Raw genomic sequence first — 17,195 nt, forward strand, 5'->3', positions numbered from 1 at the left:
AGTGGAACCCATGAATAATCAGGACGCCGTATCCCCGCAATTCATTTCCTACGCCCAGAACTTTGAGGACGTGATGCTTTGGCGAACCCTCAAGCTGTTCGGTCCGGGCAATTACGTCGACGTAGGGGCCAACCACCCCACTCTCGATTCGGTGACTCGCTCACTGTATGAGCGGGGCTGGCGTGGCATCAATATCGAACCGGTCCGGCACTATTACCAGGCACTGTGCGACGAGCGCCCGCAAGACACCAATCTCTGTGTGGCGGTGGGCGATCAGGAAGGCGAGTTGGTCTTCTTCGAGTCGTCTGATACTGGTCTTTCGACCCTTAGCCTTGAGATGGCAGAACTGCAACAGGCCGAGGGAATTCCTTTCGTCCAGCGCACGGTGCAAACGAAACTACTTGCCGATATCTGCAATCAATACCTATCTGCCACAGCACCCTTTCATTTCCTCAAGATCGATGTCGAAGGCTTTGAGCGCAATGTCCTTCAGGGCATGGATTTTCAACGCTGGCGGCCATGGATCATTTTGATCGAGGCCGCCTTCGACAAGACACCCGAGTGGGAGGAGTTGATTCTGCAGGCAGGCTATCAACCTGCCCTGTGCGATGGTATCAACCGCTATTACGTAGCCCAGGAGAAGCTCGAGTTACTTGTGCCACTGTCCATGCCGCCTAATTTCCTCGATGAATTCCAGCTGTGTTACGGGCACCGCTTCAGTCATCCCGTTGCGGATATCGAACCGCTGCAAGTGAACCTGCAAAAAGCGACGCAACGTGCCGATCTTGCCGAAACGCAATTGGCCGCGATTTACAACAGCCGTCTATGGAAGGTGGCGAGACTGATCACCTCGTTGAAGCGATTGATTACCACTCGCTAGCTGAAAAGCGGATGGCTGCACAAGGCATCTGGGCAGATAACCTTCGCTCAACTAATACCTCGGTAACGTTGTCTACTTGGCCTGATCCGCTGCAAACAGGTTGAACAAGCATGAGAAAAAAACTGTTGGTCACCGGGCTTTCCGGGTTTGTCGGGCAGCACCTACAGCGAGTTCTTGGCGGCGCACGGCCCGCACTCGACTGGCAGTTACTGCAGCCTGAGGGCAGTTACGATCTGCTCGATAGCGCTGCACTCAACCGCATGCTGGAGCAACACCAGCCAGACGCAGTGATCCACCTGGCGGGGCAAACCTTCGTTCCCGAGGCCTTCCGCGACCCGGCGCACACCCTGCAGGTCAATCTGTTGGGTACGCTTAACCTGCTACAGGCACTCAAGCGGCGAGGCTTCAGCGGCACCTTCCTTTACGTCAGCTCAGGCGACGTCTACGGCCAGGTCGCAGAAACTGACTTACCAGTCGTCGAAACCCTGGCACCCCAGCCACGCAATCCCTATGCAGTCAGCAAAGTTTCAGCTGAACTGCTGTGCCGGCAATGGAGCTATACAGAGCCCTGGCGCATCATAGTGGCACGCCCGTTCAACCATATCGGCGCGGGTCAGGGCGAGTCCTTTGTTATCGCCAATATGGCCAAACAAATAGTTCGGGTTCGCCAGGGGTTACAGCCACCGCGCCTGGAGGTTGGTGATATTGATGTGACTCGCGATTTTCTGGATGTTCAGGATGTCATCGAGGCTTATCTGTTGCTGCTGGAGAAGGGTCGTAATGGCGAGGTCTACAACGTCTGCTCCGGGCAGGAGCGCCGAGTACGTGACCTGATCAGCGAGATGGCCGAACTGGCTGGGGTGGAGGTGGAGTTGCTGCAGGATCCCGCGCGCATGCGCAGGAGCGAGCAACGCCGCGTTGTCGGCAGTTCCGAAAAACTACAAAAAGAGACCGGGTGGACACCTGGCGTAAATATCACGGAAACCCTATGCAGAGTGCTCTCTGACTGGGAAGAAAGAGAACGACAATAATGACTAAAAGTGCACTGATTACGGGGCTTACCGGGCAAGACGGGGCCTATCTTGCGAAGCTGCTGCTGGACAAGGGCTACCAGGTTCACGGCCTGGTGGCCCGGCGCAGCAGTGATACCCGCTGGCGGCTGCGCGAGCTGGGTATCGAGTCGCAGATCAACTACCTGGATGGCGATCTGGCCGATGCCTGCTCGGTACAGCGCGCGGTGCTCAAGGCCAAACCCGACGAGTTGTATAACCTGGGCGCGCAGAGCTTTGTCGGCAGCTCCTGGGATCAGCCGATCACTACCGGCATTGTCGATGGCCTGGGCGTGACCCATATGCTTGAGGCGATACGCCAGTTCAGCCCGCAGACGCGCTTCTATCAGGCATCGACCAGTGAAATGTTCGGCCTGATCCAGGCCGAACGTCAGGACGAGAACACCCCGTTCTATCCCCGCAGCCCCTATGGCGTGGCCAAGCTGTATGGCCACTGGATCACCGTCAATTACCGTGAAAGTTTTGACCTGCATGCCTCCAGCGGCATCCTGTTCAACCATGAGTCGCCGCTGCGCGGCATCGAGTTCGTCACTCGCAAGGTCAGCGACGCGGTGGCGCGGATCAAGCTGGGCAAGCAGCGCGAGTTGCGCCTGGGCAATATCGACGCCAAGCGCGACTGGGGGTTTGCCGGCGACTATGTCGAGGCCATGTGGCTGATGCTGCAGCAGGACAAGGCCGACGACTACGTGGTGGCGACCGGTGTGACCACCACGGTGCGGGAGATGTGCCGCATTGCCTTTGCCTATGTGGGCCTGGACTACCAGGAACATGTGGTGATCGATCCTGCGTTCTTTCGCCCTGCGGAAGTGGAAGTGCTATTGGGGAATCCGGGCAAGGCCGAGCGGGTGCTGGGCTGGACGCCGAAAACCAGCCTCGCAACCCTGATCCAGTCGATGGTGGATGCCGATCTTAAGCGCGTAGCCAAGGAGTAGGTTGATGCTCGTTCCCGTGATTCTCTCCGGCGGTGCCGGCACCCGGCTGTGGCCGGTCTCCCGAGAGGGGCAGCCCAAGCCCTTTATGCTGCTGCCCGATGGCGAGTCGTTACTGGCCAAGACCTACCGACGGGCCGCCGAGCTGCTGGCCCAGGGTGGCGATATCGTTACGGTGACCAACCGTGACTACTACTTCCAGAGCAAGGATCATTTTCTTGCCGCCAAGCTGCCACGTCAGCATGCCCACTTTATCCTCGAGCCCCTGGGCCGCAACACCGCCCCCGCCATAGCCGCGGCGGCGCTGGTGTTGCGCGAGCGCTACGGCGACGAGGTGATGATGGTGGTAATGCCCGCCGACCACCTGATTCAGGATTCAGATGCCTTTGTCGCGTCGGTTGCACAGGCCGCCGCGCTGGCCGCGGATGGCTATCTGGTCACCTTCGGCATCCGCCCTACGGCACCGGAAACCGGCTTTGGTTATATCGAGGTCGGCCCCTCCCTGGATCAGCATGGCGCAGCCCTGGTCGAGCGTTTTGTCGAAAAACCCGACCAGCCAACCGCCGAACACTACCTGGCCAGTGGCAAGTTCCTGTGGAATTCAGGGATGTTCTGCTTCACCGCCAGCACACTGCTGGGGGAGCTCGAGGCGCATGCCCCCGAGCTGCTCGAATTGGCCGCCGCCTGCGTGGCAGCGAGTCCTGCCCAGGATCTGGGCACGGTGATGCAACAGGAGCTGAATGCCGAACACTTCGCGGCCCTGCCGGATATTTCCATCGACTATGCCCTGATGGAGCGCTCAGCCAAGGTCGCGGTGGTACCCGCCTCCTTCGGCTGGAGTGATATTGGTTCATGGGGGGCCATGAGCGAGCTGGTCTCGGCGGATGCACAGAACAATCGTGCGACAGGCGAGGCGATCTTTATCGACAGCCGCAATACCTTCGTGCAGAGCGACGGCCGCCTGGTGGCGACAGTCGGCGTGGAGGACTTGATCGTCATCGATACGGCCGATGCCATTCTGGTGGCCCACGCCGACCGCGCCCAGGATGTGCGGCAGGTGGTCAAACGTCTGAAAGACAGCAACCACGATGCCTATCGCCTGCACCGTACGGTGAGTCGACCCTGGGGCACCTATACCGTGCTGGAGGAAGGGCCGCGCTTCAAGATCAAGCGCATCGTGGTCAAACCAGGCGCGGCGCTATCGCTGCAGATGCATCACCACCGCAGCGAGCATTGGGTGGTGGTGCAAGGCATGGCCAAGGTGACCAATGGCAACGGGGAGCGCCTGGTCAACAGCAACGAATCGACCTTTATCCCGGCAGGACACAAGCATCGCCTGGAGAATCCCGGGGTGATCGATCTGGTCATGATCGAAGTGCAGAGCGGCGAATACCTGGGCGAGGACGATATTGTCCGTTTCGAAGATCAATACGGCAGGACTCTCTAGTGGCAGTCGGTATGGTACGTGCGGTCTGGAATTACCGCGGCTTTGTCCTGGGTAGCGTCAAGCGCGAGTTTCAGACGCGCTACCGCAACTCCTTGCTGGGCGCGACCTGGACAATTCTAAACCCGCTGTCGATGATCATCGTCTACACGGTGATCTTTTCCCAGCTGATGAAAGCCCGCCTACCCGGTGTGGATAACAGCCTGGCCTACGGTATTTATCTGTGCGCTGGGATTCTCGCCTGGGGCTTTTTCGCCGAGGTGATCGGGCGTAGCCAGTCGGTGTTTCTCGAGCACGCCAACCTGATCAAGAAGCTCAGTTTCCCGCGTATCTGTCTGCCGCTGATTGTGGTGATGAATGCCGGGGTCAACTTCGCGATCATTTTCGCGCTGTTTCTCGGCTTTCTACTGGTGACCCAGAACTTTCCCGGCTGGGCCATTCTAGGGGTGATTCCCGTTCTGCTGATTCAGATCGCCTTCTCTATTGGCCTGGGCATCATCCTCGGCGTGCTCAATGTATTTTTCCGCGATGTCGGGCAATTTACCGGGATCTTCCTGCAGTTCTGGTTCTGGTTCACCCCCATCGTCTATCCATTGTCGATCCTCCCCGAAGAAATCCAGCCGTGGATCGCGATGAATCCGATGGTGCCGCTGATTTCTGCCTACCAGGGCATTTTCGTCTATGGCCAATGGCCCGACTGGCTTGCGCTCTGGCCGACCGCGCTGCTCGCGGCAGTACTCTGTCTGCTGGGCATGCGCCTGTTCCGCAAGCGCTCCGGTGAAATGGTGGATGAACTCTGATGGGCAGTATTCGCGTTAGCCAACTGGGCAAGGCCTACAAACAATACCCCACCCGCTGGTCGCGTCTGGCGGAGTGGCTGATCCCTTTCTCGGCACCGCGGCATCAGCTGACCTGGGTGCTGCAGGACGTCTCCTTCCAGGTCAAACCTGGCGAGGCGCTGGGGATTATCGGGGTCAACGGCGCGGGCAAGAGCACGCTGCTGAAAATGATCACCGGCACCACCCAGCCCAATGCCGGGCATATCCAGATCGAGGGGCGCGTCGCCGCGCTGCTCGAACTAGGCATGGGCTTTCACCCGGACTTCAGCGGCCGGCAGAACGTCTTTATGGCGGGTCAACTGCTGGGCCTGAGCATGGAAGAACTGCATGCCCTGATGCCCGAGATCGAGGCCTTTGCCGAGATCGGCGAATATATCGACCATCCCGTGCGCACCTACTCCAGCGGCATGCAGATGCGTCTGGCCTTCAGCGTGGCCACGGCGCGCCGCCCCGACGTACTGATTGTCGACGAGGCGCTGTCGGTGGGCGACGCCTATTTTCAGCACAAGAGCTTCGACCGCATCCGCGAGTTCCGCAAGGCGGGCACCACCTTGCTGATCGTGTCCCATGACCGCCAGGCCATTCAGTCCCTCTGCGACCGGGCCATCCTGCTGGCCAGCGGCCGACTGGCGCTGGAAGGCGCGCCCGAAGAGGTGATGGATTTCTACAGCGCCATGCTGGCCGAGAAAGAACAGCAAACGGTACGCCAGGAGCGCTTGGCCGGTGGACAGATTCGCACCATCTCCGGCACCGGCGAGGCCAGCTTTGCCGATATCGCCCTGCTCAACGAACAGGACCAGCGCATCGAAGTAGTCTCGGTCGGCAGCACGGTCACGCTGCAGGTGGTCGTTGATATCAAGATCGATATCCCCCGCCTGGTGCTGGGCTTTATGATCAAGGATCGCATGGGACAGGCCATCTATGGCATCAACACCCATCGCCTCAACCAGCCGCTGGAAAACCTCAAGGCGGGTGAGCAGGTGACTTACCGCTTCGAGTTTCCAGCACGCCTGGGCAAGGGCAACTACTCCATCGCCTTGTCGCTGTCGCGTCTGGATTCACACCTGGATACCAACTACGAATGGCGCGATTTCGCGCTGGTGTTTCACGTCATCAATATTCGCCAGCCGGACTTTGTCGGCTGCGCCTGGCTGGACTCACAAGTGGCTATCGAGCGAACGCCGCCTGCGGCAACACCGCCCAATATCGAAGGACTGAGGGATCATGCGCTTCCTGATTGAATGCACCTATGTCTATGAGCACCCGCAGGACAACTCCGGTATTCAGCGGGTCGTGCGTAACATCATCAAGCAATTGGCTCATCTGCCGGGGGATGTCGAGTGCATTCCGGTGATGATGAATGGCGGGCAGCTGTACCAAGTGTTGAGCCTGGCCCCGCTGAAGCCCCGCAAAGAAACGCCGCTGCGCCAGGCGCTGATTATTCGCCTGGATCACGCCCGCAACCGCTATTGGTGGTGGCACTCGCGGCTCGAACGTTTTCGCCCGTTCAGCTCATCGCATACGGCCCGCCGCGCGCTGTTCTTGCTGTGCAAGCTGGCCAGTCTGGCGATCACCCTGCCGCTGCGCAGCCTGCTCTGGCTCAACCGCAATGCCCAGCCGGCACCTGAGCGCGCCGTGCCGCTGCAGGTGCAAGAGGGCGATCAGCTGTTGCTGCTCGACTCGTCCTGGCACGCCGATTTCTTCGCCTTGGCAGAACGCCTGAAACAGCAAGGCGTGGGAATCGTCTCGGTGATCTATGACCTGATTCCACTGACCCATCCACAGTTCTGCGACGCCGGCCTGGTCAAGGTCTTCGATCAATGGTTCGACTGGATATCCAGAACCGCCGATGGCTTTATGGCGATCTCCAAGACCATCAGCGAGCAGGTTGAGCGCGAACTGCAGCTACGTCTGGGGGCGGATGAAGCCGGCAGGCGCTGGCACGGTCACTTTCACCTCGGCTCCGAGCTGGACCTGGTACGCGCCGACGCAACGCTACAGCCCGAGCTGCGGCGCATGTTTGCCCAGAAAGAGCCGGTGTACCTGATGGTCAGCACCATCGAGCCGCGCAAGAATCACGCCTATCTGCTCGACGCTTTCGAGTTGCTGTGGGCGCAGGGCTCGACCGCGCGCTTATGCATCATCGGCAAGGTCGGCTGGAAATGCGAGGCGCTGATCGAGCGAATTAATAAGCATCCGTTAAACGACAAGTGCCTGTTTATGTTCAACGGCATCAACGACAAGAGCCTGGAGTACGCCTACTCGAATGCCCGCGCGCTGGTCTTCCCCTCCTATGCCGAAGGCTTCGGCCTGCCGCTGGTGGAGGCGATGCAGCGGGGCTTGCCGGCCATGGCCAGCGACATCCCGGTATTTCGCGAGATCGGCGGCGACTTTATGGCGTATTTCGACCTGAACGACCCGCAAACCCTGGCCGAGCATATACGGACCTTCGAGACCACGGGCCAATTCCCGGCAACGCGCCCGGTGAGCGAATGGCAGTGGATCGACTGGAACGGTGCTGCCCGGCAATTGATCAGCGGGACGCTGAGCGGCATTCGGCGCGCCTCCAAGCCCTCCGTGCAAGCCGCAGCGGTGGCGCATGCGGATTGCCCTTAACGCACGGATTCTGCAGGCACCCCGCACCGGGATCGGCCAGTACCTGGTCGAGCTGATCGAGGCGCTACGCGACGATCCGCAGATTGAGCTGGAGCTTTTCCATGGCTGGGGCTGGAGCCAGCTGGTGCCGCAGGCTGCGCTGCCCGGCTATAGCCGCTGGGCGACGCTCGCCAAACACGTACCCTGGGCCTACCAGATTCGTCGCGCCCTGGATCAGCATCGCTTCGACCGTGGTGCAGGGCAGCGCCGTATCGACCTCTATCATGAGCCAAGTCTGTGGCCCCTGGATTTCTCCGGGCCTATGGTCATGACCCTGCATGACCTGACCCACGTGCATTATCCGCAGACCCAACCGCGCGACCGCCTGGCCGAGATCGAGCGTCGAATCGGGCCGGCGCTTGAAAGGGCCGGGTGCATCCTTACGGATTCTCAGTTCATTGCGGACGAAATTTGCCAGTACTACGGCGTGGCTGCCGAACGTGTGAAGGTCGCCCCACTGGGCTATGCGCCGCGTTTTCATCCTCGCCAACCGGAACAGTTGCGCGGCTGTTTGGCCGAGTTAGGGCTCGAACCTGGCGGCTATTTGCTGTGTGTCGGCACTCTGGAGCCGCGCAAGAACCTGGTCCAGGCCCTGCGTGCCCATGCCTTGCTTCCCGAGACGCTGCGAAAGCGTTTTCCGTTGCTGATCGCCGGCATGGCGGGCTGGCGCAGCGACTGTTTCGCCGCCGAGTTGCAAGCGGCGTTGGCCAGCGGCCATGTTCGCCTGCTTGGCTATCAGAGTGACCAGATGCTAGCTGAGCTGCTGGCCGGCGCACGCCTGCTGTTGTTCCCGTCACTCTACGAAGGCTTTGGCCTGCCTGTGCTGGAGGCAATGGCCAGTGGCGTGCCGGTACTGCTATCAGCGCAATCGGCCTTGCCCGAAGTGGCCGGCCCCGCCGGAGTCTATCTCGAGGCGGGCGATGACCGGGGCTGGTGCGAGGCGATTATCCGCTTGGTCGAGGATGAAGCCGAGTGGCAGCGGCACCGGACAATGGGTTTACAACAGGCACAGCAGTTTTCCTGGAAACGCTGTGCAACTATCACTACTGCCGCCTATCGGCAGGCGCTGGAGCACTGAATGCGGATTCTGCACGTCTTCAAGACTTACTTGCCGGAAACCGTGGGCGGTATCGAACAAGTGATCTACCAGATCTGCCAGAGCGGTATTGCCCACGGCATCGAAAGCCATGTGCTGACGTTGAGCGCCGCTCCTGAACCGCGTGACTTGATGCTCGCCGATCACTATGTGCATCGCGCCAAGCTGGATCTGCAACTGGCTTCCACCGGTTTCTCCTACAGCGTATTGGGCCGCCTGAAGGCGTTGGCCGCTGAAGCCGACGTGGTCAACTATCACTTCCCCTGGCCCTATATGGACGTGCTGCATTTTGCCGCGCGAATCAAGAAACCGACGGTGGTTACCTATCACTCGGACATCATTCGCCAGAAGCACCTGCTCAAGCTCTACCGTCCGCTGATGAACTGCTTTCTAAGCAGCGCCGATCGCATCGTGGCGGCCTCGCCAAACTACCTGGCGACCAGCGATGTGTTGACGCAATACCGCGACAAGACCAGGGTTATCCCCTATGGCCTGAATAAGGCAGCCTACCCGGTGCCCTCCGCGGAATGCAGTGCGCAGTGGCGACAGCGCTTCGGCGAGCGTTTCTTCCTGTTCGTTGGGGTGATGCGCTATTACAAGGGCCTGCATATTCTGCTCGAGGCCTTACAAGGCACTCAGTATCCGGTGGTTATTGTCGGTGCTGGCCCCTTGGAATTGGAGTTGCGTGCGCAAGCGCAGGCCTTGGGTTTGGACCATGTGCATTTTGTTGGGCGTGTGGGCGATGAGGACAAGGTGGCCTTGCTGCAACTGTGCAGCGCCATCGTCTTTCCCTCGCATCTGCGCTCCGAGGCTTTCGGCATCTCCCTGCTGGAAGGCGCGATGTACGGCAAGCCGATGATCTCCAGCGAAATCGGCACCGGCACCAGCTATATCAATATCCATAACCAGACTGGCCTGGTGGTACCTCCGAGCGACCCGCGGGCCTTCCGCGAGGCCATGCGCACGCTGTGGGAAAACCCCGCGCTGGCGGAGCAGATGGGCCAACAGGCCGAGCGGCGCTATGAACAGCTGTTTACCGCCGAGCGCATGGGCCAGCAGACCGCCGCCCTTTATCGAGGACTGCTGGAAAGCAAGCGCACTTGACCTTAAGCGCTGCTGTTTGCGCAGGGCTGATCAATCCCAGAATGGTTTGCTCGATTCAGTCTGGCGCTGCGCCTCACTGATCCCCGCATCGGCCAACTGCCGGGTATCCAGGCGCGCCAATTGGTGACGCGTGCGCAGGTTACGCCGCCAGTGCAAGAGGGTGGCGTAAAGCCTTAACCAGAGCGAGTGAGCAGGCCGGCGCTGTGCTGAGGGTTGGCGTTTGAGTAGGCGCTCCATGGTGCTGTCCTTGTCTTAAACCCGGGATGGCAACCTAGGGTGAGCTGACACAGGAGCGAGAGGCAGGCACAGCAATGTGAAATTGTCAGGGTGCAGTCGACCACTTAGGCAATCTGTACCGGTCGCCTTGCCTGCAGGCTGTTGCAGAGAAACGATGCCCGAGACCGCTTTTTGATGCACTACAGCAGGGTGTCTAAAGACAACCTGCCGAATGACAGCGGATAAAAAGAAAGCCCCAACGCGCAAGGGCGATGGAGCTTTCAAAAGTCCCAAAAAATGGGAGGAGCATGAAATCGGTGTCTGGCGGCAATCAGCGCCAGAAGGGCTTGCTCAGTTCGGCATGGCGCTGCGCTTCGCTGATACCGGCATCGGCCAGCAGGCGGGCATCCAGGCGGGCAAGCTGGCGGCGGCTAACAATGCGGCGCTGCCATAGCATCAGGGTGCTGAACATACGCAGCGGCAGGGCGCTGACGTTATTGGCTTGGCTGTGATCGAAAAACAGGTCGGAACTGAGTGTACGTTCCATGGTGGTCATCCTTCCGCTTGTGGCGGTTCTGGGGGGCTGCTTTAACTTGGTGCCTATATTCCTCCAGTCGCACAACACTCAATAGTCACAGCTGAACTAAATTGCAGAGCTAATAGATAGGTTGCTTTGTAACTGTTTTGCCTGTTTTTGCGCAAACTGTACCTGCCATTAGTGAATTCACCCATATGGCAGCCTGCACCAGGTATTAATCTCGCTTATTGATCAGTTAGCAGTGAATAGCCACAGGTACAGTTGTAAATTGATTGGTTCACACAACTGACCTGTTGTTCAGCTTTTGCCTGATAAAAAAGCCTTCGAGCCGCAGCTGTACTCCTGATGGCAGGGCCAGAATACTTAACCCGGCCTTGGGCCAATGCGCTTCATTTAAGGGACTATCCTTTGTCGCCAGCAAGGCAATCCGGGTCGCGGCGTCCCGGATTGCGCCAAGGCTTATCTGGGCTACAAATGATGCTTTCCTCGCAAGCCGCGCTGCTTACGGCCCGAATAGCGGACAAGCCAGGCCTTGCGCGTAAGCACAGCACTTACAAAAATGCCGCTCACTTGACTCAAGTGAGCGGCATTAGAGGTCCAGCCTAGGGTTCAGCGGGCAGCCGTTACTCCACAGCCTTGACCATATCTTCAATCACCTTCTTCGCGTCGCCGAAGACCATCATGGTCTTGTCCATATAGAACAGTTCGTTATCCAGGCCGGCGTAGCCGCTGGCCATGGAGCGCTTGTTGACGATCACGGTCTTGGCTTTGTAGGCCTCGAGGATCGGCATGCCGGCGATTGGCGACTTGGGGTCGTTCTTCGCGGCCGGGTTGACCACGTCGTTGGCACCCAGCACCAGCACCACGTCGGCCTGGCCGAACTCGGAGTTGATGTCATCCATCTCGAACACCTGCTCGTAAGGCACTTCGGCCTCAGCCAGCAGCACGTTCATATGGCCCGGCATACGCCCGGCAACCGGGTGGATCGCGTACTTCACGGTCACACCACGGTGGGTCAGCTTCTCCGCCAGCTCCATCAGCGCGTGCTGGGCACGGGCCACGGCCAGGCCGTAGCCCGGAACGATGATCACGGTGTCGGCGTTGGTCAGCAGGAAGGCCGCGTCGTCGCTCGAGCCGGACTTGACCGGACGGGCTTCCTGAGCGCCGGCAGGGCCGGCTGCGTCAGTCGCGCCACCGAAACCACCAAGGATCACGTTGAAGAACGAGCGGTTCATCGCCTTGCACATGATGTAGGAGAGGATCGCGCCACTCGAACCGACCAGGGAACCGGCGATGATCAGCATCGAGTTGTTCAGCGAAAAGCCGATACCGGCCGCCGCCCAGCCCGAGTAGCTGTTGAGCATCGACACCACCACCGGCATGTCCGCGCCGCCGATGGGGATGATGATCAGCACGCCGATGACGAAGGCCAGGGCCAGGAGAATGGCGAAGGCGCTGAGGTCACCGGTGAAGGTGTACACCAGACCCAGACCGAGGATGGCCAGGCCGATGGCCAGATTGAGCCAGTGCTGGCCCTTGAACTGTACCGGTGCGCCCTGGAACAGGCGGAACTTGTACTTGCCCGAGAGCTTGCCGAAGGCGATCACCGAACCGGAGAAGGTGATGGCACCGATGGCCGCGCCGAGGAACAGCTCCAGACGGTTACCGGCCGGAATCGCATCGCCGAGGCTGGCGACTATGCCCAGGGACTGCGGCTCGACCACCGCGGCAATGGCGATAAACACCGCGGCCAGGCCGATCATGCTGTGCATGAAGGCAACCAGTTCGGGCATCTTGGTCATTTCCACGCGCTTGGCCATCACGGTGCCGACGCTGCCACCGACCAGCAGGCCGATAATCACATAGCCGATGCCCTGAGTAGCAATATCAGCACCGAGCTTGTAGATCAGGCCAACGGTGGTCAGCACCGCCAGGCCCATACCGAGCATGCCGAACAGGTTGCCGCGCCGCGACGAGGTCGGGTGCGACAGGCCCTTGAGCGCCTGGATAAAGCAGATCGAGGCGACGAGGTAGAGAACAGTGATCAGGTTCATGCTCATGGTCAGTGCTTCTCCGCTGGCGCGGCAGCCGGTGCTGCCTTAGGCGCTTTCTTCTTGAACATTTCCAGCATGCGCCGGGTTACCAGGAAGCCACCGAACACGTTGACCGCGGCCAGGGCCACGGCCAGGGTGCCCATGGTCTTGCCCAGCGGGGTCACGGTCAGCGCCGCGGCGAGCATGGCACCGACGATGACGATCGCGGAAATCGCGTTGGTCACCGCCATCAGCGGGGTGTGCAAGGCCGGGGTGACGTTCCAGACCACGTGGTAGCCGACATAAATCGCCAGCACGAAGATGATCAGGTTGTAGATACCGTCGGAAATCATATCCATGGTTGTTCTCCCCTTAGCCGTTGGTTCGTACGACTTGGCCGTCGGCGCACATCAGGCACGCTTTGACGATGTCGTCTTCGAGGTTGAGGTGGAACTTGCCTTCGCCGTCGATCACCAGCTTGAGGAAGTCCAACAGGTTGCGTGCATACAGGGCCGAAGCGTCGGCCGGTACCAGCGCCGCCAGGTTGCTGTGGCCAACGATGGTCACGCCGTTGCTGACGATCACCTGTTCGGCCACGGTCAGCGGGCAGTTGCCGCCCTGCGCCGCCGCCAGGTCGATGATCACCGAGCCCGGCTTCATTTCCGCCACAGTGGCCTCATGCAGCAGGGTCGGTGCCTTGCGGCCCGGGATCAGTGCGGTGGTGATGACGATATCGGCCTGCTTGGCGCGTTCGTGCACCGCCTTGGCCTGACGCGCCATCCACGAGGCCGGCATCGGCCGCGCATAGCCGCCGACACCTTCGGCGCATTCGCGCTCTTCATCGGTCTCGCAGGGTACGTCGACGAACTTGGCTCCCAGGGATTCGATCTGCTCCTTCACCGCCGGACGCACGTCCGAAGCCTCGATCACCGCACCCAGGCGCTTGGCCGTGGCGATGGCCTGCAGGCCGGCGACACCGGCACCGAGGACCAGAATGCGCGCGGCCTTCACGGTACCGGCGGCGGTCATCAGCATCGGCATAAAGCGCGGGTAGTGGTGCGCCGCCAGCAACACGGCCTTGTAACCGGCAATGTTGGCTTGCGACGACAGCACGTCCAGGCTCTGCGCCCGAGAAGTACGCGGCGCGGCCTCCAGGGCGAAGGCGGTGATGCCCCGGGCATTCAGGCGGGCGATGGTTTCGTTGCTGAACGGATTGAGCATGCCGACCAACACCGCGCCGGCCTTCATATGGCTCAGCTCGGCATCGCTCGGGGCCACGACCTTGAGCACCAGGTCGGCCGCGAAGGCGGCGGCGTCGCTGCCGATGGAGGCACCGACGGCGGCGTAGGCGCTGTCCGGAATGCTAGCGCTAACGCCGGCACCGGTCTGCACCGTGACCTGATGGCCCTGGCCGACCAGTTTCTTGATGGTTTCTGGCGTGGCGGCTACCCGCGTTTCGCCGGCATGGGTTTCGAGAGGAACACCGATGTGCACGTCAAATCTCCTGCGTGATCTTTTTTAATGAACCGGCGCACTGCGGATGGCACGGCGGCGAAGGGAGGATCAGCACAAATCACCCTAGCAAAAGCTATATTGCGGGCGGGGCGGCATTTTGCAGGCGCAGCATAAGTCGTTCAAGGCGTTATGGAGTAAAACCTTGCGACAACTACAAGTCATTCAGCGACTTGAAGGCCATTAATATCGGCAAAGGCCTGCTGCGCCTGGCCTCCAGGACCATCAGCGGTATTTTCAGCAATCTCGGCATGGGTGCCATGAATGGCCATCCATCAAATGGCTGCTGCGCAGGCAAACGGGGCGTGTAGCCCTGCTATTCCGGGCCTTATGCAGGTTTTTCTGTGCAATAAATTCGACGCAAGCGCTGGGTAGCAACCGTCAGACTGTAGTTACCAGCATTGCTGACTACGGAGTCAGCTTCACCTGTGCCGCTCAGGCTAAAAGGGTCTGCCAGCGCTAGCCGGAGTATCAGGGGGGATGGCGTCAGAACAATTGCTTCGCTTGCTGTCGTTTATTCCAGGCCACTGTCCCGGGCATAGTCCCGCGCTTGCCGAACCAGCCAGTCGCGAAAGCTTTGCAGTGCCGCGGATTCCACTTTGCGCTCGGGAATCATCAGGTAATAGGCCTTGTCGCTGCTGTAGGCGTGGTTCAGCGCCAGCATCAGGCGGCCTTCCCTCAGTTCCCGCTGAATCAGAAAGGGCGGAATCAGGGCCACGCCCATCTCGTGCATGGCGGCCTGGGCCAACATGGAGAACAGTTCGTAGCGCGGCCCGCTCATGTCCCGGGGCACATTCAGGCCCAGCGAGCCGAACCACTGCCGCCAGGCATAGGGCCGGGTGGTCTGCTGCAGCAACGGCAGGCTGGCGATCCGCTCTGCGCTCAGGCCGCTTTGCCCGGCGAGCAGCGCCGGACTGCACACCGGCATCGGGTTTTCGCGCATCAGCAGGTGCGAGGCCGTGCCTGACCAGTCGCCGTCGCCGAAATACACCGCAGCATCGAACTCGGTATCGGCAAACAGAAAGGGCCGGGTGCGGTTGGTCAGGTTGACCGTGACCTCCGGGTGCAGACGCTGGAAGTCCTTCAGCCGCGGTAGCAACCACTGGGTGCCAAAGGTCGGCACCACCGCCAGTTCGATGCTCATCGCCCCCTGCTGGCCCATCACCGCCAGGGTGTCGCGCTCTACCGCATCCAGCTGGGTCGCCACCCGGCGAGCATAGGACAGGCCGGCCTCGGTCAGCTTGACCCCACGCCGCGAGCGGCGGAACAGTTCGACGTTGAGAAACTCCTCCAGGCTGGCGATTTGCCGACAGATGGCGCTCTGGGTCAGGCTCAGCTCTTCCGCCGCCCGGGTAAAACTCTGGTGCCGCGCCGCCGACTCGAAGGCGATCAGGGCGGCAGTACTGGGAATCTTGCGACGCATTTATGCGACAGCCTCACTGATAAGTCGGAAACGGCGCGCTAAAACTATCTCGAAGTGCGGTTTACGCACAATAGCGTGCGTAATCCTCGTTTGCCTGCTGCGCGGATGCCACCTAGGATCACTCACACACTCTGTAGTCGCGGCCCGGGCCGTGCTTCTTCACCATCTGATTCGAGGTTTTCACCATGGCCAAGGCAAGCTTCAACTGGATCGACCCGCTGCTGCTCGACCAGCAACTGACCGAAGAAGAGCGCATGGTGCGCGACAGCGCTCAGCAGTTCGCCGCCGACAAGCTGGCCCCGCGGGTAATCGAAGCCTTCCGCCACGAGCAGACCGACCCGAAGATCTTCCGCGAGATGGGCGACACCGGCCTGCTCGGCGCGACCATCCCCGAAGCCTACGGCGGCAGCGGCCTGAACTACGTGTGCTACGGCCTGATCGCCCGCGAAGTAGAGCGTATCGACTCCGGCTACCGCTCGATGATGAGCGTGCAGTCGTCCCTGGTGATGGTGCCGATCTTCGAATTCGGCAACGAGGCGACCAAGCAGAAGTACCTGCCCAAACTGGCCAGCGGCGAATATATCGGCTGCTTCGGCCTCACCGAACCGGACCATGGCTCCGACCCAGGCAGCATGATCACCCGCGCGAAGAAGGTCGACGGCGGCTACCGCCTGACTGGCGCGAAGATGTGGATCACCAACTCGCCGATCGCCGATGTCTTCGTGGTCTGGGCCAAGGACGATGCCGGTGAGATTCGCGGCTTCGTTCTGGAAAAAGGCTGGCAGGGCCTTAGCGCTCCGGCGATTCACGGCAAGGTCGGCCTGCGCGCCTCGATCACCGGCGAAATCGTTATGGATAACGTGTTCTGCCCGGAAGAAAACGCCTTCCCCGATGTGCGCGGCCTGAAAGGTCCATTCACCTGCCTCAACTCCGCCCGCTACGGCATCAGCTGGGGTGCGCTGGGTGCCGCCGAAGACTGCTGGCACACCGCGCGCCAGTACACCCTGGACCGCAAGCAGTTCGGCCGCCCGTTGGCCGCCAACCAGCTGATCCAGAAGAAGCTGGCCGATATGCAGACCGAGATCACCCTGGCCCTGCAGGGCTGCCTGCGCCTCGGCCGGATGAAGGACGAAGGCACCGCCGCGGTGGAAATCACCTCGATCATGAAGCGCAACAGCTGCGGCAAGGCCCTGGATGTCGCCCGCCTGGCCCGCGACATGCTCGGCGGCAACGGCATCAGCGACGAGTTCGGCGTAGCCCGCCACCTGGTCAACCTGGAAGTGGTGAACACCTATGAAGGCACCCACGACGTCCATGCGCTGATCCTTGGCCGAGCTCAAACCGGTATCCAGGCGTTCTTTTAACGCTGCTGCGTAGGATGGGTTATCCGCACAACGGCGTAACCCATCACTCGGCCCGGTGGGTATCGCTGCGCTCAACCTGCGCGGCCCGCCCC

General features: G+C 60.7%; 16 protein-coding genes. 10 read left to right on the forward strand and 6 right to left on the reverse strand.

Annotated elements, in window-relative coordinates:
* Positions 1-10: 10 nt before the first annotated feature.
* The 9 genes from WMW70_RS18375 to WMW70_RS18415 all read left to right on the forward strand — a co-directional run bounded on the left by WMW70_RS18375 (position 11) and on the right by WMW70_RS18415 (position 10,017).
* Positions 11-880: an FkbM family methyltransferase gene (locus WMW70_RS18375; RefSeq protein ID WP_341438905.1), complete on the forward strand. Its 870-nt coding sequence runs from the start codon at positions 11-13 to the stop codon at positions 878-880.
* A 110-nt stretch (positions 881-990) separates the two neighbouring features.
* A complete protein-coding gene (locus tag WMW70_RS18380; RefSeq protein ID WP_341438906.1) occupies positions 991-1,911 on the forward strand; it encodes a GDP-mannose 4,6-dehydratase in 921 nt (306 codons plus the stop codon).
* Positions 1,911-2,882, forward strand: a complete 972-nt coding sequence (locus WMW70_RS18385; RefSeq protein WP_341438907.1) for a GDP-mannose 4,6-dehydratase — start codon at positions 1,911-1,913, stop codon at positions 2,880-2,882. The genes WMW70_RS18380 and WMW70_RS18385 overlap by 1 nt, the downstream gene beginning before the upstream one ends.
* A 4-nt stretch (positions 2,883-2,886) precedes the next feature.
* The gene (locus WMW70_RS18390) at positions 2,887-4,326 is read left to right on the forward strand and encodes a mannose-1-phosphate guanylyltransferase/mannose-6-phosphate isomerase (RefSeq protein ID WP_341438908.1); all 1,440 of its coding nucleotides are present in this window, start codon (positions 2,887-2,889) and stop codon (positions 4,324-4,326) included.
* Positions 4,326-5,123 carry an ABC transporter permease gene (locus tag WMW70_RS18395; RefSeq protein WP_341438909.1) on the forward strand — a complete coding sequence of 266 codons (798 nt, stop codon included), beginning with the start codon at positions 4,326-4,328 and terminating at the stop codon, positions 5,121-5,123. Before WMW70_RS18390 ends, WMW70_RS18395 begins: the two co-directional genes overlap by 1 nt.
* Complete coding sequence (locus WMW70_RS18400; RefSeq protein ID WP_341438910.1) at positions 5,123-6,403, forward strand: ABC transporter ATP-binding protein; 1,281 nt, start codon at positions 5,123-5,125, stop codon at positions 6,401-6,403. Before WMW70_RS18395 ends, WMW70_RS18400 begins: the two co-directional genes overlap by 1 nt.
* Positions 6,384-7,778, forward strand: a complete 1,395-nt coding sequence (locus WMW70_RS18405) for a glycosyltransferase family 4 protein (RefSeq protein WP_341439085.1) — start codon at positions 6,384-6,386, stop codon at positions 7,776-7,778. Before WMW70_RS18400 ends, WMW70_RS18405 begins: the two co-directional genes overlap by 20 nt.
* Positions 7,762-8,895: a glycosyltransferase family 4 protein gene (locus tag WMW70_RS18410; protein WP_341438911.1), complete on the forward strand. Its 1,134-nt coding sequence runs from the start codon at positions 7,762-7,764 to the stop codon at positions 8,893-8,895. The genes WMW70_RS18405 and WMW70_RS18410 overlap by 17 nt, the downstream gene beginning before the upstream one ends.
* Complete coding sequence (locus WMW70_RS18415) at positions 8,896-10,017, forward strand: glycosyltransferase family 4 protein (RefSeq protein WP_341438912.1); 1,122 nt, start codon at positions 8,896-8,898, stop codon at positions 10,015-10,017.
* A gap of 30 nt (positions 10,018-10,047) precedes the next feature.
* On the opposite strand, the gene WMW70_RS18420 is transcribed toward WMW70_RS18415, so the two are convergent.
* From WMW70_RS18420 to WMW70_RS18445, 6 genes are all read right to left on the reverse strand, one after another.
* Entirely contained in the window at positions 10,048-10,254 is a 207-nt protein-coding gene (locus WMW70_RS18420) for a DUF1127 domain-containing protein (protein WP_341438913.1), read from the reverse strand.
* Positions 10,255-10,564: 310 nt separating this feature from the next.
* Complete coding sequence (locus WMW70_RS18425; RefSeq protein WP_341438914.1) at positions 10,565-10,780, reverse strand: DUF1127 domain-containing protein; 216 nt, start codon at positions 10,778-10,780, stop codon at positions 10,565-10,567.
* A gap of 614 nt (positions 10,781-11,394) precedes the next feature.
* On the reverse strand, positions 11,395-12,831 hold the full coding sequence (locus WMW70_RS18430) for an NAD(P)(+) transhydrogenase (Re/Si-specific) subunit beta (RefSeq protein ID WP_341438915.1): 1,437 nt from the start codon (positions 12,829-12,831) through the stop codon (positions 11,395-11,397).
* Positions 12,832-12,833: 2 nt separating this feature from the next.
* The gene (locus tag WMW70_RS18435) at positions 12,834-13,163 is read right to left on the reverse strand and encodes an NAD(P) transhydrogenase subunit alpha (RefSeq protein ID WP_341438916.1); all 330 of its coding nucleotides are present in this window, start codon (positions 13,161-13,163) and stop codon (positions 12,834-12,836) included.
* 13 nt (positions 13,164-13,176) lie between these two features.
* Positions 13,177-14,298, reverse strand: coding sequence for a Re/Si-specific NAD(P)(+) transhydrogenase subunit alpha (locus WMW70_RS18440; protein WP_341438917.1), 1,122 nt, complete (start codon positions 14,296-14,298; stop codon positions 13,177-13,179).
* Positions 14,299-14,830: 532 nt separating this feature from the next.
* Entirely contained in the window at positions 14,831-15,739 is a 909-nt protein-coding gene (locus WMW70_RS18445) for a LysR substrate-binding domain-containing protein (RefSeq protein ID WP_341438918.1), read from the reverse strand.
* Positions 15,740-15,924: 185 nt separating this feature from the next.
* On the opposite strand from WMW70_RS18445, the gene WMW70_RS18450 reads away from it, so the two are divergent.
* Positions 15,925-17,103 carry an acyl-CoA dehydrogenase gene (locus tag WMW70_RS18450; protein ID WP_341438919.1) on the forward strand — a complete coding sequence of 393 codons (1,179 nt, stop codon included), beginning with the start codon at positions 15,925-15,927 and terminating at the stop codon, positions 17,101-17,103.
* Positions 17,104-17,195: the final 92 nt, after the last annotated feature.

Origin of the sequence: Pseudomonas sp. XK-1 (assembly GCF_038069885.1) — a bacterium.
In the GTDB taxonomy this organism is placed as follows: domain Bacteria; phylum Pseudomonadota; class Gammaproteobacteria; order Pseudomonadales; family Pseudomonadaceae; genus Aquipseudomonas.

Excerpts from the sequence above, each read along its gene's own strand:
- WMW70_RS18375 (WP_341438905.1), top strand. The coding sequence starts at position 11 with ATGAATAATCAGGACGCCGTATCCCCGCAATTCATTTCCTACGCCCAG.
- WMW70_RS18380 (WP_341438906.1), top strand. The coding sequence starts at position 991 with ATGAGAAAAAAACTGTTGGTCACCGGGCTTTCCGGGTTTGTCGGGCAG.
- WMW70_RS18385 (WP_341438907.1), top strand. The coding sequence starts at position 1,911 with ATGACTAAAAGTGCACTGATTACGGGGCTTACCGGGCAAGACGGGGCC.
- WMW70_RS18390 (WP_341438908.1), top strand. The coding sequence starts at position 2,887 with ATGCTCGTTCCCGTGATTCTCTCCGGCGGTGCCGGCACCCGGCTGTGG.
- WMW70_RS18400 (WP_341438910.1), top strand. The coding sequence starts at position 5,123 with ATGGGCAGTATTCGCGTTAGCCAACTGGGCAAGGCCTACAAACAATAC.
- WMW70_RS18410 (WP_341438911.1), top strand. The coding sequence starts at position 7,762 with ATGCGGATTGCCCTTAACGCACGGATTCTGCAGGCACCCCGCACCGGG.
- WMW70_RS18415 (WP_341438912.1), top strand. The coding sequence starts at position 8,896 with ATGCGGATTCTGCACGTCTTCAAGACTTACTTGCCGGAAACCGTGGGC.
- WMW70_RS18420 (WP_341438913.1), bottom strand. The coding sequence starts at position 10,254 with ATGGAGCGCCTACTCAAACGCCAACCCTCAGCACAGCGCCGGCCTGCT.
- WMW70_RS18425 (WP_341438914.1), bottom strand. The coding sequence starts at position 10,780 with ATGGAACGTACACTCAGTTCCGACCTGTTTTTCGATCACAGCCAAGCC.
- WMW70_RS18430 (WP_341438915.1), bottom strand. The coding sequence starts at position 12,831 with ATGAGCATGAACCTGATCACTGTTCTCTACCTCGTCGCCTCGATCTGC.
- WMW70_RS18435 (WP_341438916.1), bottom strand. The coding sequence starts at position 13,163 with ATGGATATGATTTCCGACGGTATCTACAACCTGATCATCTTCGTGCTG.
- WMW70_RS18445 (WP_341438918.1), bottom strand. The coding sequence starts at position 15,739 with ATGCGTCGCAAGATTCCCAGTACTGCCGCCCTGATCGCCTTCGAGTCG.
- WMW70_RS18450 (WP_341438919.1), top strand. The coding sequence starts at position 15,925 with ATGGCCAAGGCAAGCTTCAACTGGATCGACCCGCTGCTGCTCGACCAG.